Origin of the sequence: Pseudomonas sp. AS2.8, assembly GCF_014190935.1 — a bacterium.
GTDB lineage: Bacteria > Pseudomonadota > Gammaproteobacteria > Pseudomonadales > Pseudomonadaceae > Chryseomonas.
The window spans coordinates 317,685-330,742 of sequence record NZ_JACHVV010000002.1; the positions used below are offsets into that span (position 1 = coordinate 317,685).

A 13,058-nucleotide genomic window follows, 5' to 3' on the forward strand; every position below is an offset into this window, starting at 1 on the left:
TCAGAAGTTAACTACACAATTTTGGCAGCGCTTTTTCGACTTGAGCGTCGTTGCCACTCCTCGCCATAGCCTTGCTATGACTCGTCGCGGCGCCTAGCCCAAGCCAAAAAATCACTCGCCAATTCTTGTGCGAACTCCTGAAACACCACACTCGTGGATCGCAGCGCGGTCTCAAAGGCGAACGGACGAAATCAGTCGTCGCTCACGGTGATGGTCGGCATGCCGCCGCCAGCCTGGCCGCCCTGGGCGATGCGGGCACCGACCTTGCGCGCCAGTTCCTGGTAGATCAGTGCGATCTGGCTATCCGGATCGGCGATGGCGGTGGGCCGTCCGGCGTCGGCCTGCTCGCGGATGGCCATGGCCAGCGGCAGCGAGGCCAAGAGGTCCACGCCGTACTGCTCGGCCAGCCGGCCGCCGCCGCCTTCGCCGAACAGGTGCTCGGCATGGCCGCAGTTGGAGCAGATGTGCACCGCCATGTTTTCCACCACCCCGAGCACCGGGATGTTGACCTTCTGGAACATCTCCACGCCCTTCTTGGCATCCAGCAGGGCCAGGTCCTGGGGCGTGGTGACGATCACCGCACCGGCCACCGGCACCTTCTGCGCCAGGGTCAGCTGGATGTCGCCGGTGCCCGGCGGCATGTCGATCACCAGGTAGTCCAGGTCATTCCAGGCGGTTTGCGTGATCAGCTGGATCAGGGCGCCGGAGACCATGGGGCCGCGCCAGGCCACCGGGGTCTTGTCGTTGGTCAGGAAGGCCATGGACATGACCTCGACGCCATGGGCCTGCAGCGGGATGAACCACTTCTCGTCACGCACCTCGGGACGGGTGCCCTCGGCGAAGCCGAACATGATGCCCTGGCTGGGGCCATAGATGTCGGCGTCCAGCACGCCGACCCGGGCGCCTTCGCGGGCCAGCGCCAGCGCCAGGTTGGCGGCGGTGGTGGACTTGCCCACTCCGCCCTTGCCCGAGGCCACGGCGATGATGTTCTTGACGTTGCCCATGGCCTCCAGCTGCGGCTGCGCCGCGTGGGGCGCGATGGTGCAGTCGATCTGGATCTCGGCGGTCTCGACCCCGGGCACGTTCTCCAGCGCGGTCTTGAGCACCTGGGCCAGGCCACCCTTGAACAGTCCGGCGGCATAGCCCAGCTCGAAGCGGGCGCGTACCCGACCACCGTCCAGCGCGAGGTCGCGCAGGGCGCCGGCGCTGAGCAGGTCCTGTTCGAGATAGGGATCGTGATACTGGCGCAGCGCGGCCTCGATGGCCTCGCGAGTCGGAGCGGTCATGCAGACTCCCGGAAACAGCGGATAGGAAAGAGAAGCTGCGGCCTATGCTACCCACTGTCCTTGCTAAAGCCTATCCACGCGGCGCTACACTCCGGGCTTTCCCCTTGCCCGTGGAGCCCTGCGTGAACGCCTCTTCCCTGCACATCAGTTCCACCTTCGACAGCGGCGCCGTCGAGGTGCTGTCCCTGGCCGACCCCACCGACATCCGCCTGCGCATCCGCCCGGACACCGCCTCGCCCTTCACCCAGTGGTTCCATTTCCGTCTCGAAGGCGCCCGCGGCCTGCCCTGCCAGCTGAGCTTCGCCAATGCCGGCGAGTGCGCCTACCCCGAAGGTTGGCGCGACTATGGCGTGGTCGCCAGCTATTGCGGCCAGCAGTGGTTCCGCATCCCCAGCCGCTATGACGGCAAGACCCTGAGCTGGACCGTCACCCCGGAACACGACAGCCTGTTCTTTGCCTACTTCGAGCCCTATCCGGAGAGTCGCCACCTGGCCTTCATGGGCGAAGCCCAGCGGCATTCCGCCGTCCGTCTGGAAACCGTCGGCCGCTCGCTGCTCGGTCGCTCGCTGGACCTGCTGCGCATCGGCACGCCGGGCGCCGGCAAGAAGAACATCTGGATCATCGCCCGCCAGCACCCCGGCGAGCCCATGGCCGAGTGGTTCGTCGAAGGCCTGCTGCGCCGGCTGCTGGGCCTGGGCGAACACCAGGGCGACCCGGTGGGCGGCAAGCTGCTGGAGCAGGCGGTGCTGCACGTGGTGCCGAACATGAATCCCGACGGCTCGGCCCTGGGCAACCTGCGCACCAACGCCGCCGGCGCCAACCTCAACCGCGAATGGCTGGAGCCGGACAAGGAGCGCAGTCCCGAGGTGCTGGCGGTACGCCGTGCCATGGCGGCGAGCGGCTGCGACCTGTTCCTCGACATCCACGGCGACGAAGCCCTGCCCTATGTCTTCGTCGACGGCTGCAATGGCCTGCCCACCTTCGGCGAGCGTGAAGAAGCCGAGCAAATGGCCTTCCTGCAGCGCTTCCAGCGTGCCAGTCCGGACTTCCAGACCCAGTACGGCTATCCCCGCGGTCATTTCGGCAGCGAGACCCTGAAGCTCGCCACCAAGTACGTCGGTCATACCCATGGCTGCCTGGCCCTGACCCTGGAGCTGCCGTTCAAGGACAACGCCAACGATCCCCGTCCGGACGTCGGCTGGAACGGTGCCCGCAGCGCCGCCCTGGGCGCGGCCATGGTCAGTGCCCTGCACTGGCAGCTGGCGGATATCTGAATGCTCGAAGTCTGCTGCGCGTCGGCCAGACGGCGTTGGGAACTGCCTCAGAATGCTCATTTACCTCTCGTAAACTGCGCTTCTTCGGCAGTTTCCGCCTTGCCTGGCGCTAGCTCGCAGAACTTCGCGCTTTTTAACGCCCATCCCCACGGATGAAACCGACCGGCCATTTCGCTATGATGGTCGGTCACCTTATCAGCGTCGCGATCCAGCCAAGACCATGACCGAGCCCCGCAAGATTCTCGTCACCAGCGCCCTGCCCTATGCCAACGGCTCCATCCACCTCGGCCACATGGTCGAGTACATCCAGACCGACATCTGGGCCCGCTTCCAGCGGCTGCGCGGCAACCAGTGCATCTATGTCTGCGCCGACGACGCCCATGGCTCGGCCATCATGCTGCGCGCCGAGCGCGAAGGCATCACCCCCGAGCAACTGATCGACAACGTCAAGCGCGAGCACAGCACCGATTTCGCCGACTTCGGCGTGGCCTTCGACAACTTCCACTCCACCCATGCCGAAGAGAATCGCGAGCTGTCGCGCGCCATCTACCTGAAGCTGCGCGAAAACGGCCACATCGCCACCCGCCCGGTCACCCAGTACTTCGACCCGGACAAGCAGATGTTCCTGGCCGACCGCTTCATCAAGGGCACCTGTCCCAAGTGCGGCAGCGCCGACCAGTACGGCGACAACTGCGAGAAGTGTGGCGCCACCTATGCGCCCACCGAGCTGAAGGATCCCAAGTCGGCCATCTCCGGCGCGACCCCGGTGCTGCGCGAATCCGAGCACTTCTTCTTCAAGCTTCCCGACTTCGCCGAGATGCTCAAGGGCTGGACCCGCAGCGGCGCCCTGCAGGAATCGGTGGCCAACAAGATCGCCGAGTGGCTGGATGCCGGCCTCCAGGAATGGGACATCTCCCGGGATGCGCCCTACTTCGGCTTCGAGATCCCCGATGCGCCGGGCAAGTACTTCTATGTCTGGCTGGACGCGCCCATCGGCTACATGGCCAGCTTCAAGAATCTCTGCGATCGCCGCGATGATCTGGACTTCGACGCCTACTGGAACAAGGACAGCAGCGCCGAGCTGTACCACTTCATCGGCAAGGACATCGTCAACTTCCATGCGCTGTTCTGGCCGGCCATGCTCGAAGGCGCCGGCTATCGCAAGCCGACCGCGCTGAACGTCCACGGCTTCCTCACCGTCGATGGCCAGAAGATGTCCAAGTCGCGTGGCACCTTCATCAAGGCGCGCACCTACCTGGATCACCTGAATCCCGAATACCTGCGCTACTACTTCGCCGCCAAGCTCTCGCGCCATGTCGAAGACATCGACCTGAACCTCGAGGACTTCGTGCAGAAGGTCAATTCCGACCTGGTGGGCAAGGTGGTCAACATCGCCAGCCGCTGCGCCGGTTTCATCCACAAGGGCAATGCCGGCCTGCTGGTGGACGCCCAGGCCGCGCCCGAGCTGGAAGCCGCCTTCCGCGCCGCCGCGCCGAGCATCGCCGAGGCCTACGAGACCCGCGACTTCGGCCGCGCCATGCGCGAGATCATGGCCCTGGCCGACCGCGCCAACGCCTGGATCGCCGATAAGGCGCCCTGGAGTCTGGCCAAGCAGGACGGCAAGGGCGACGAGGTGCAGGCCATCTGCGCCCAGGGCATCGAGCTGTTCCGCCAGCTGGCGATCCTGCTCAAGCCGGTACTGCCGAACCTGGTCGCCGCCGCCGAGAGCTTCCTCAACGTCGCGCCCCTGCGATGGGCCGACCTCGACACGCGCCTGGCCAACCACCAGCTCAATGCCTTCCAGCCCCTGCTCACCCGCATCGAACCCGCCAAGGTGCAGACCATGATCGACGCTTCCAAGGAAGACCTGGCCGCCCAGGCCGCCCCCCAGCCCGCCGGCAATGGCGAACTGAGCAAGGCGCCGCTGGCCGAGACCATCGACTTCGATACCTTTTCCAAGGTCGATCTGCGCATCGCCCTGATCGAAAAGGCCGAATTCGTCGAGGGCGCCGACAAGCTGCTGCGCCTGACGCTGGACATCGGCGATGCCAAGCGCAACGTCTTCTCCGGGATCAAGAGCGCCTACCCCGAGCCGAGCCAGCTCGAAGGCCGCCTGACCCTGTACGTCGCCAACCTGGCGCCGCGCAAGATGAAGTTCGGCGTCTCCGAAGGCATGGTCCTGGCCGCCGGCCCCGGCGGTACCGAGATCCACCTGCTCAGCCCCGACAGCGGCGCCAAGCCCGGCCAGCGGGTAATGTGATAGCGACGGCGCCTCAGGGCGCCGTCCTTTCAAGTGCAAGCCATGAACGCCCAAGCCCAGCTCATCACCGCCATCGACGCCCTGCTGCCGCAGACCCAGTGCGGCAAGTGCGGCCATCCCGGTTGCCAGCCCTATGCGGCGGGCATCGCCGCGGGCGAAGCGCACAACAAGTGCCCGCCCGGGGGCGCGACCACCATCCTCGAACTCTCGACCCTGCTCCAGCGCCCGGCGCTGCCCCTGGACTCGCCCTATCCGGTGACGCCCAACCAGCGCGCGGTGATCCGCGAGGCCGAGTGCATCGGCTGCACCAAGTGCATCCAGGTCTGCCCCACCGACGCCATCCTCGGCGCGGCCAAGCTGATGCACACGGTGATCGAGAGCGAATGCAGCGGCTGTGAACTCTGCCTGGCGCCCTGCCCGGTGGACTGCATCGACCTGGTGGCGGTACCGGCACCGGTCGACCGCGCGGCGGAGCGTCAGCGGGCGCAGTACTATCGCCGCCGCTTCGATGCCCGCCAGGCGCGCCTGCAGCGCGACCGCGAGCGGCTGGAGGCCGAGCGCCAACGCCGTCAGCCGCCCCCGGCAGCCATCACGGCGGCCGCACCGCCGGCCACCGCGGACGCTGCGCTCAAACCCCTGAAGATCGCCGCCGCCATGGCCCGGGTCGCCGTGCAGAAGGCCGAACGGCAACTGGCCCAGTACGGCACGCCCACCCTGGAGGCCCAGGTGCGGCAATTGCGCGAGGCCGCCACGCAGGCGCAGGCGGCCCTGGAGAAGGCGCAGCAGGGACCCGCCAGCGCCGGTGCGCCGGCTCGGGCGCAGCCGGCCGCCGACCCCGCTGCCCTCAAGCAGGCGCGGATCGCCGCCACCCTGGCCCGTGCCCAGCTGACCAAGGCCGAGCGGGCCTTTGGTAGCGAGCCCACCCCCGCGCAGAGCGACCAGCTGGAAACCCTGCGCAGTACCGTCCAGCAGGCGGCTCACCGCCTCGCGGCCCTGGAAGAGCGAACCGACCGATGAACGCCGCCAAACGCCTGGAAATCTTTCGCCGTCTGCACGAAGACAATCCCGAGCCCAAGACGGAACTGGCCTACGCCTCGCCGTTCGAGCTGCTGATCGCGGTGATCCTCTCGGCCCAGGCCACCGACGTCAGCGTCAACAAGGCCACCGCCCGCCTCTATCCGGTGGCCAATACGCCCCAGGCCATCCTGGACCTGGGCGTGGCGGGATTGTCGGAGTACATCAAGACCATCGGGCTCTACAACAGCAAGGCCAAGAACGTCATCGAGACCTGCCGGCTGCTGCTGGAGCGCCATGGCGGCGCGGTGCCCGAGACCCGCGAGGAGCTGGAGGCCCTGCCCGGCGTAGGGCGCAAGACCGCCAACGTGGTGCTCAACACCGCCTTCCGCCAGCTCGCCATGGCGGTGGATACCCATATCTTCCGGGTCAGCAACAGAACCAACCTGGCACCGGGCAAGAACGTGGTGGAAGTCGAGCTCAAGCTGCTCAAGGTGGTACCGAAGGATTTCCTGCTGGATGCCCACCACTGGCTGATCCTGCATGGCCGCTATGTCTGCCAGGCGCGCAAGCCCCGCTGCGGCAGCTGCCGCATCGAGGATCTCTGCGAATACAAGGCAAAAACCTCTGACGATTGAAAAAGGGCGCACCAAAGCCCTTTGGCGATTGAAAAAATCTTTTTTACCGGCCCCTGCTTTGTCGCTATAAGGTGCGCGAAAAGGTCCGCAGCCCCGTCGATGACTGGCGTGTGACCCTGTCCAGCCTTGCAGGAGTTACCCATGGCCGAAGACAAAAGCGACATCGATGTAGACGAAGATTTCGAGACCGATGGCGAGACGCCCGAAACCGTCGAGCCCATCGTCATCAGCAAGACCAATCTGACCAAGCGCCGGCTGATCGACGACATGCTCGAAGAGCGCCGCCTGAAGCGGCAGATCTCCGAGTACGACTTCGACCTGTAGCCCATGAAAAACCCCAGCCGAGGCTGGGGTTTTGCGTTGCCTGGCGACCCTTACAGCAGGGTGCGACCCTTGCCCGCGGCGATGCGCATGCGCAGGGCGTTGAGCTTGATGAAGCCCGCCGCGTCGGCCTGGTTGTAGGCGCCGCCGTCTTCTTCGAAGGTGGCGATGTTGGCATCGAACAGCGATTCGTCGGACTTGCGGCCGACGACGATGACGTTGCCCTTGTACAGTTTCAGGCGTACCACGCCGTTCACGCTGGCCTGGGAGGCGTCGATCATCTTCTGCAGCATCAGCCGCTCGGGGCTCCACCAGTAGCCGGTGTAGATCAGGCTGGCGTACTTGGGCATCAGCTCGTCCTTGAGGTGAGCCACCTCGCGGTCGAGGGTGATGGACTCGATGGCGCGGTGGGCCTTGAGCATGATGGTGCCGCCGGGCGTCTCGTAGCAGCCGCGGGACTTCATGCCGACGTAGCGGTTCTCGACGATGTCCAGGCGACCGATGCCGTTCTCGCCGCCGATGCGGTTCAGTTCGGCCAGCACGGTGGCCGGGCTCAGCTCCTGGCCGTCGATGGCGACGATGTCACCATTGCGGTAGGTCAGCTCGAGGTAGGTCGGGGTGTCCGGCGCGGCTTCCGGGGACTTGGTCCAGCGCCACATGTCTTCTTCGTGCTCGGTCCAGGTGTCTTCCAGCACGCCGCCCTCGTAGGAGATGTGCAGCAGGTTGGCGTCCATGGAGTACGGCGACTTCTTCTTGCCGTGGCGCTCGATCGGGATCTGGTGCTTTTCGGCGTAGTCCATCAGCTTCTCGCGGGACAGCAGGTCCCACTCGCGCCAGGGCGCGATCACCTTGACGCCCGGCTTGAGCGCATAGGCGCCCAGCTCGAAACGCACCTGGTCGTTGCCCTTGCCGGTGGCGCCGTGGGAGATGGCGTCGGCGCCGGTCTCGTTGGCGATCTCGATCAGGCGCTTGGCGATCAGCGGACGGGCGATGGAGGTACCCAGCAGGTACTCGCCTTCGTAGACGGTGTTGGCACGGAACATCGGGTAGACGAAGTCGCGGACGAATTCTTCGCGCAGGTCGTCGATGTAGATTTCCTTGACGCCCATGGCCTTGGCCTTGGCGCGCGCCGGCTCAACTTCCTCGCCCTGGCCGAGGTCAGCGGTGAAGGTCACCACTTCGCAGTTATAGGTATCCTGCAGCCACTTGAGGATCACCGAGGTGTCCAGGCCGCCGGAATACGCCAGGACTACCTTCTTCACATCCGCCATGCCGTTCGCTCCCGTGTGTTGCGTTGAGTCGGAAAGCGACAATTCTACTGGTCGCCTCGCTGCTTTTACAGGGGCGCGACGCACTCTGATGTCTGGGCGACATGCGGTCGGGGCGGATCAGCCCTTGGGCTTGGCCGGCGGTGCCGGGGTGGGCGCCGGTGGTTCGGCCGGGTTGGCCGCGGTGCTGGAGGTCGGCGCAGCCGGGGGCTCGGCGCTCGGCGACACCCGCGAGAACACCAGGGTCACCCGGCGATTGAGCGCACGATTGGCCTTGCTGCTGTTGGGCGCCACGGGATACTGCTCGCCAAAGAAGCGCAATTCGATCTGCTCCGCGGCGAAGCCCTTGCTCTTGAGGTACTCCATCACGGCGATGGCGCGCAGCCGGGACTCCTGGCGGTTGTCCAGGCGCGTCCCCTGGTTGTCGCTGTAGCCCGAGACGATGACGTGATTGACCGTCGGATCGGCGTTCAGGTACTCGTCGATGAGATCGAGCTTGGCCTTGGCCAGATCGTCCAGGGTATCGCCGCCGCCCGGAAAATTGACCTGGGAATGGCGGATCTGCTCGAAATTGACCGCCAGCAGCTTCTGGGTACAGGCCTGGAATTGCTGGTAGGCCGGCTCGAAGCGCACCGGCAGCAGCCGGACCTCGACCCGGTCGTCCAGGGCCCCCGAGCGACTGACCTGGGGCATGCGCCCTTCCATCAATCCCGCCAGCAGCCGCTGCGCCTGCTGCGCGCTGGTGGCCAGCGCCTGCTCGCCCTCGACGACCTTGACCGAGCCGAGGCTGATATCGCCCAGCCCCGGCTTCCAGGGCACCGCCGCCGCTTTCAGGCTGGCACTGCCCGCGGGCAACCACTGGCCATTGGGCCGCAACTCGAACACCGTGGACTCGCCCGCGCGGCGCAGGAAGCCGCCACTGCCGAAGCGTGGAATGGGCTGCAGCAGGCGACAGGCGAAGATGTCGCCCTCGACCTTCCATTCCACGCTTTCGAGCCGGCTCTGGAAGGTCATCCCCCAGGCCGGCACGGCAAGCAGCAGAGAGGAAAGTAAGAGGTAACGCGGGCGCACGTCGGACTCCGGAAAGAAAAAGTACCTGGGCTTCTTATCGGTCGAAGGCGCGGAAAACTTGAGCACGGTCCCGCCGCACGGGTGCCGGCTACCCCCTTTTCCGGTAGCATTTCCCCACTTTCCCGCAGCCTGGAATCCCGCATGACCGACCGGATCACCCTTGCCCGTCCCGATGACTGGCACATTCACCTGCGCGACGGCGCCGCCCTGCAGCAGACCGTCGCCGACGCTGCCCGGGAATTCGGTCGCGCCATCGTCATGCCCAACCTGGTGCCACCGGTGCGCAATGCCGAGCAAGCCGCCGCCTACCGCGAGCGGATCCTGGCCGCGCGCCCGGCCGGCAGCCGCTTCGAACCGCTGATGGTGCTCTATCTCACCGATCGCACCAGCCCGGAAGAGGTACGCAGCGCCAAGGCCAGTGGCTTCGTGCACGCCGCCAAGCTCTATCCGGCCGGCGCCACCACCAACTCCGATTCCGGCGTGACCTCGCTGGACAACCTCTTCCCCACCCTGGAAGCCATGGCCGAGATCGGCCTGCCGCTGCTGGTGCACGGCGAGGTTACCCATGCCGAGGTGGACGTCTTCGACCGCGAGAAGAAGTTCATCGACGAGCACCTGGTGCGTATCGTCCAGCGCTTCCCGACGCTGAAGGTGGTCTTCGAGCACATCACCACCGGCGACGCGGCGGCCTTCGTGCGCGAGGCCCCGGCCAACGTCGGCGCCACCATCACCGTCCATCACCTGCTGTACAACCGCAACCACATGCTGGTGGGCGGGATCCGGCCGCACTTCTATTGCCTGCCGATCCTCAAGCGCAACACCCACCAGAGCGCCCTGCTGGACGCCGCCACCAGCGGCAATCCCAAGTTCTTCCTCGGCACCGATTCGGCGCCCCATGCCCGCCACGCCAAGGAAGCGGCCTGCGGTTGCGCCGGCTGCTACACCGCCTATGGCGCCCTGGAGCTCTATGCCGAGGCCTTCGAGAGCCGCAATGCCCTCGACCGCCTGGAAGGCTTCGCCAGCCATTTCGGCGCCGATTTCTACGGCCTGCCGCGCAATACCGAGACCGTCACCCTGGTCCGTGAGGACTGGCAGGCTCCCGCCTCCCTGCCCTTCGGTGACCACGAGGTGATTCCGCTGCGCGCCGGCGAGACCTTGCGCTGGCGTCTGGAGGTGGGCGCATGAGCATGGACGAGACCTTCAGCGACGAACTGGACGCCAGCCAGCCGATGTCCGACTCGCGCATCCCCATGGCGCGGCGCTTCCGCGGCTACCTGCCGGTGGTGGTGGATGTCGAGACCGGTGGCTTCAACGCCGCCACCGATGCCCTGCTGGAAATCGCCGCCACCACCGTAGCCATGGACGAGGATGGGGTGCTCTATCCGGACCACACCTACTTCTTCCGCGTCGAACCCTTCGCCGGCGCCAATATCGAGCCGGCGGCGCTGGAATTCACCGGCATCAAGCTCGACCATCCGCTGCGCATGGCGGTGGGCGAAGAGCAGGCGCTCAGCGAGATCTTCAAAGGCGTGCGCAAGTCGCTTAAGGCCAACGGCTGCAAGAGAGCCATCCTGGTCGGCCACAACAGCAGCTTCGACCTGGGCTTCCTCAATGCCGCGGTGCTGCGCTGCGGCCTGAAGCGCAATCCCTTCCACCCCTTCTCCAGCTTCGATACCGCCACCCTCGCCGGCCTGGCCTATGGGCAGACGGTGCTGGCCAAGGCCTGCCAGGCCGCCGGTATCGAATTCGATAACCGCGAAGCCCATTCGGCCCGCTACGACACCGAGAAGACTGCCGAGCTGTTCTGCGGCATCGTCAATCGCTGGCGGGAGATGGGCGGCTGGGTCGATCTCGACTGACCGTCCGTCGCCCACCCTGCCGTTAATGAGATTTTGCCGCCTACAACTTTGACAATCATTCTCATTGTCATTAGCTTTGGCGGCACTTCCACTCATACAGCAGGCGATCCATGTACGTGTGTCTTTGCCGTGGCGTGACCGACAAGCAGATTCGTGAAGCCATCTACGACGGCTGCTGCAGTTATCGGGAAGTTCGGGAAAGCACCGGTTGCGCCACCCAGTGCGGCAAGTGCGCCTGCCTCGCCAAGCAGGTGGTCAAGGAGACCCTTGGCGAACTGCACGGCGCCCAGCAGCTCGCCTATGCACTGGATGTACCGCGCGCCTGAGCGACAGCATGACGAAAAAAGCCGGACTTAGAGTCCGGCTTTTTTATTGTCTAATCAAACGCTTACGGAATGGATGGAAAAGCTTTCGATTACCGTTCGATTTTCGTCGATTTTTCAACAACTTAAGCTTTTGACAAAGGGCTTTTCCACGCTCAGACTGCCGGCAATCCCACCCCATTCGCAGGTCCGGCCATGAAAGGCGATATCACCGTCATCCAGCATTTGAACAAGATCCTCGGCAATGAACTGGTGGCCATCAACCAGTACTTCCTGCATTCGCGGATGTACAACGACTGGGGTATCCGCAAGCTCGGCCATCACGAGTACAAGGAATCCATCGACGAGATGAAGCACGCCGATCGCCTGATCGAGCGCATCCTGTTCCTGGAAGGCCTGCCCAATCTGCAGGACCTGGGCAAGCTGATGATCGGCGAGAACACCCAGGAAATGATCCAGTGCGACCTGCGCCTGGAAATCAGCGCCGTTGCCGACCTGCGTGAAGCCATCACCTACTGCGAAAGCGTGCGGGACTACGTGAGCCGCGACATGCTCAAGAGCATTCTCGAATCCGAGGAAGAGCATATCGACTGGCTGGAAACCCAGCTGAGCCTGATCGCCAGCGTCGGGATCGAGAACTACATCCAGTCGCAGATGCACGACGACGATTGATCCGGCAGACACCCATAAAAAAAGCCCGCAGCGTGCGGGCTTTTTTTATGGGCCAGGGACTCAGGCGTCCTTGGTTTCCACGGCTTGCTTGATCAGGGTCTGCAATTCGCCCTTTTCATACAGCTCGGCCAGGATGTCGCTGCCGCCGACCAGCTCACCGCCGACCCACAGCTGGGGGAAGGTCGGCCAGTTGGCGTACTTGGGCAGGTTGGCGCGAATTTCCGGATTCTGCAGGATGTCGACATAGGCGAATTTTTCGCCACAGGCCATCAGCACCTGAGCGGCGCGGGAAGAGAAGCCGCACTGAGGCGCGTTCGGCGAACCCTTCATGTAGAGCAGCACGGGATTGTTGGCAATCTGGTCTTTGATGGTATCGATGATTTCCACGATGCACCTCGCTAATACGGTGGGACGATTGTAACGGAAAGGCCGGTGGAACGCCGGGATTTCCGCGACGTCCAGCCCATGACAGGCGCGGCTCGACCTGCAAATCGACCACGCTCCGACACCACCGTTCGCCACCCAGACGACGATCTGGAGCGACGCCGAGCAAACTTTGCGGGCGCAGCGGTGGTCAGGTTAAGGGTAGGCGCCGCTCGGTGCGCCTGATCCAAAACCCCAGGAGAACTCCATGAGCCTGTTCAGCACCATCCTATCCAAGCTCGGCATCGGTGAAGCCCACGCGGACACCCCTGCCGCCGCGCCTACCACCGGGGCCACCGAGACCACCACGCCCGCCGGTAGCACCGCTCCCGCCGGTGCTAGCAACCACATCAGCCAGGTGGACGTCGCCGCCAAGCTGGACGGCCTGGCCGCTCAGAAAGGCGAGCAGCTGAACTGGAAGACCTCCATCGTCGACCTGCTCAAGCTCCTCGACCTGGACAGCAGCCTGACCGCACGCCAGGAACTGGCCAAGGAACTGAACTGCCCGGCCGACAAGCTGGGTGACTCCGCCCAGATGAACATGTGGCTGCACAAGGCCGTCCTGCAGAAGCTGGCCGACAACGGCGGCAACGTTCCCGCCGACCTGCTGTAAGGCTAGCGTCCGCTGATCCGTCTCAGGCCAGCCGCT

At 65.0% G+C, this 13,058-nt stretch carries 14 protein-coding genes; 10 read left to right on the plus strand and 4 right to left on the minus strand.

Features of this window, described 5'->3' with window-relative positions; all coding sequences use genetic code 11:
* Positions 1–191: 191 nt before the first annotated feature.
* Positions 192–1,286 (minus strand): iron-sulfur cluster carrier protein ApbC, encoded by a 1,095-nt coding sequence (apbC, locus tag FHR73_RS08445; protein WP_017640320.1) that lies wholly within the window; start codon positions 1,284–1,286, stop codon positions 192–194.
* Between the two features lie 122 nt (positions 1,287–1,408).
* On the opposite strand from apbC, the gene FHR73_RS08450 reads away from it, so the two are divergent.
* The 5 genes from FHR73_RS08450 to FHR73_RS08470 all read left to right on the plus strand — a co-directional run bounded on the left by FHR73_RS08450 (position 1,409) and on the right by FHR73_RS08470 (position 6,796).
* Positions 1,409–2,560, plus strand: coding sequence for a carboxypeptidase family protein (locus tag FHR73_RS08450; protein WP_183630469.1), 1,152 nt, complete (start codon positions 1,409–1,411; stop codon positions 2,558–2,560).
* Positions 2,561–2,780: 220 nt separating this feature from the next.
* Positions 2,781–4,820 carry a methionine--tRNA ligase gene (metG, locus tag FHR73_RS08455; protein WP_183630470.1) on the plus strand — a complete coding sequence of 680 codons (2,040 nt, stop codon included), beginning with the start codon at positions 2,781–2,783 and terminating at the stop codon, positions 4,818–4,820.
* Positions 4,821–4,862: 42 nt separating this feature from the next.
* A complete protein-coding gene (locus tag FHR73_RS08460) occupies positions 4,863–5,837 on the plus strand; it encodes an RnfABCDGE type electron transport complex subunit B (RefSeq protein WP_183630471.1) in 975 nt (324 codons plus the stop codon).
* A complete protein-coding gene (nth, locus tag FHR73_RS08465; RefSeq protein WP_183630472.1) occupies positions 5,834–6,472 on the plus strand; it encodes an endonuclease III in 639 nt (212 codons plus the stop codon). The genes FHR73_RS08460 and nth overlap by 4 nt, the downstream gene beginning before the upstream one ends.
* 141 nt (positions 6,473–6,613) lie before the next feature.
* Positions 6,614–6,796 carry a PA3496 family putative envelope integrity protein gene (locus FHR73_RS08470; protein WP_064307213.1) on the plus strand — a complete coding sequence of 61 codons (183 nt, stop codon included), beginning with the start codon at positions 6,614–6,616 and terminating at the stop codon, positions 6,794–6,796.
* 50 nt (positions 6,797–6,846) lie between these two features.
* On the opposite strand, the gene FHR73_RS08475 is transcribed toward FHR73_RS08470, so the two are convergent.
* Together FHR73_RS08475 and FHR73_RS08480 are read right to left on the minus strand one after the other, a co-directional pair.
* Complete coding sequence (locus tag FHR73_RS08475) at positions 6,847–8,064, minus strand: argininosuccinate synthase (protein WP_133859418.1); 1,218 nt, start codon at positions 8,062–8,064, stop codon at positions 6,847–6,849.
* 117 nt (positions 8,065–8,181) lie between these two features.
* Complete coding sequence (locus FHR73_RS08480) at positions 8,182–9,132, minus strand: OmpA family protein (RefSeq protein WP_183630473.1); 951 nt, start codon at positions 9,130–9,132, stop codon at positions 8,182–8,184.
* A gap of 141 nt (positions 9,133–9,273) precedes the next feature.
* Between FHR73_RS08480 and pyrC the strand changes: the two genes are divergently transcribed.
* The 4 genes from pyrC to bfr all read left to right on the plus strand — a co-directional run bounded on the left by pyrC (position 9,274) and on the right by bfr (position 11,986).
* Positions 9,274–10,317, plus strand: coding sequence for a dihydroorotase (gene pyrC / locus FHR73_RS08485; protein WP_183630474.1), 1,044 nt, complete (start codon positions 9,274–9,276; stop codon positions 10,315–10,317).
* 2 nt (positions 10,318–10,319) lie between these two features.
* Positions 10,320–10,991, plus strand: coding sequence for a ribonuclease T (rnt, locus tag FHR73_RS08490; protein WP_405046278.1), 672 nt, complete (start codon positions 10,320–10,322; stop codon positions 10,989–10,991).
* A gap of 110 nt (positions 10,992–11,101) precedes the next feature.
* The gene (locus FHR73_RS08495) at positions 11,102–11,317 is read left to right on the plus strand and encodes a bacterioferritin-associated ferredoxin (RefSeq protein ID WP_183630476.1); all 216 of its coding nucleotides are present in this window, start codon (positions 11,102–11,104) and stop codon (positions 11,315–11,317) included.
* A 192-nt stretch (positions 11,318–11,509) separates the two neighbouring features.
* Entirely contained in the window at positions 11,510–11,986 is a 477-nt protein-coding gene (gene bfr / locus FHR73_RS08500; RefSeq protein ID WP_017640309.1) for a bacterioferritin, read from the plus strand.
* Positions 11,987–12,046: 60 nt separating this feature from the next.
* Here the strand turns inward: bfr and grxD are convergent, their stop codons facing one another.
* Positions 12,047–12,373: a Grx4 family monothiol glutaredoxin gene (gene grxD, locus FHR73_RS08505; protein WP_017640308.1), complete on the minus strand. Its 327-nt coding sequence runs from the start codon at positions 12,371–12,373 to the stop codon at positions 12,047–12,049.
* Between the two features lie 244 nt (positions 12,374–12,617).
* Between grxD and FHR73_RS08510 the strand changes: the two genes are divergently transcribed.
* The gene (locus FHR73_RS08510; RefSeq protein ID WP_183630477.1) at positions 12,618–13,022 is read left to right on the plus strand and encodes a DUF3597 domain-containing protein; all 405 of its coding nucleotides are present in this window, start codon (positions 12,618–12,620) and stop codon (positions 13,020–13,022) included.
* The last annotated feature ends 36 nt before the right edge of the window (positions 13,023–13,058 follow it).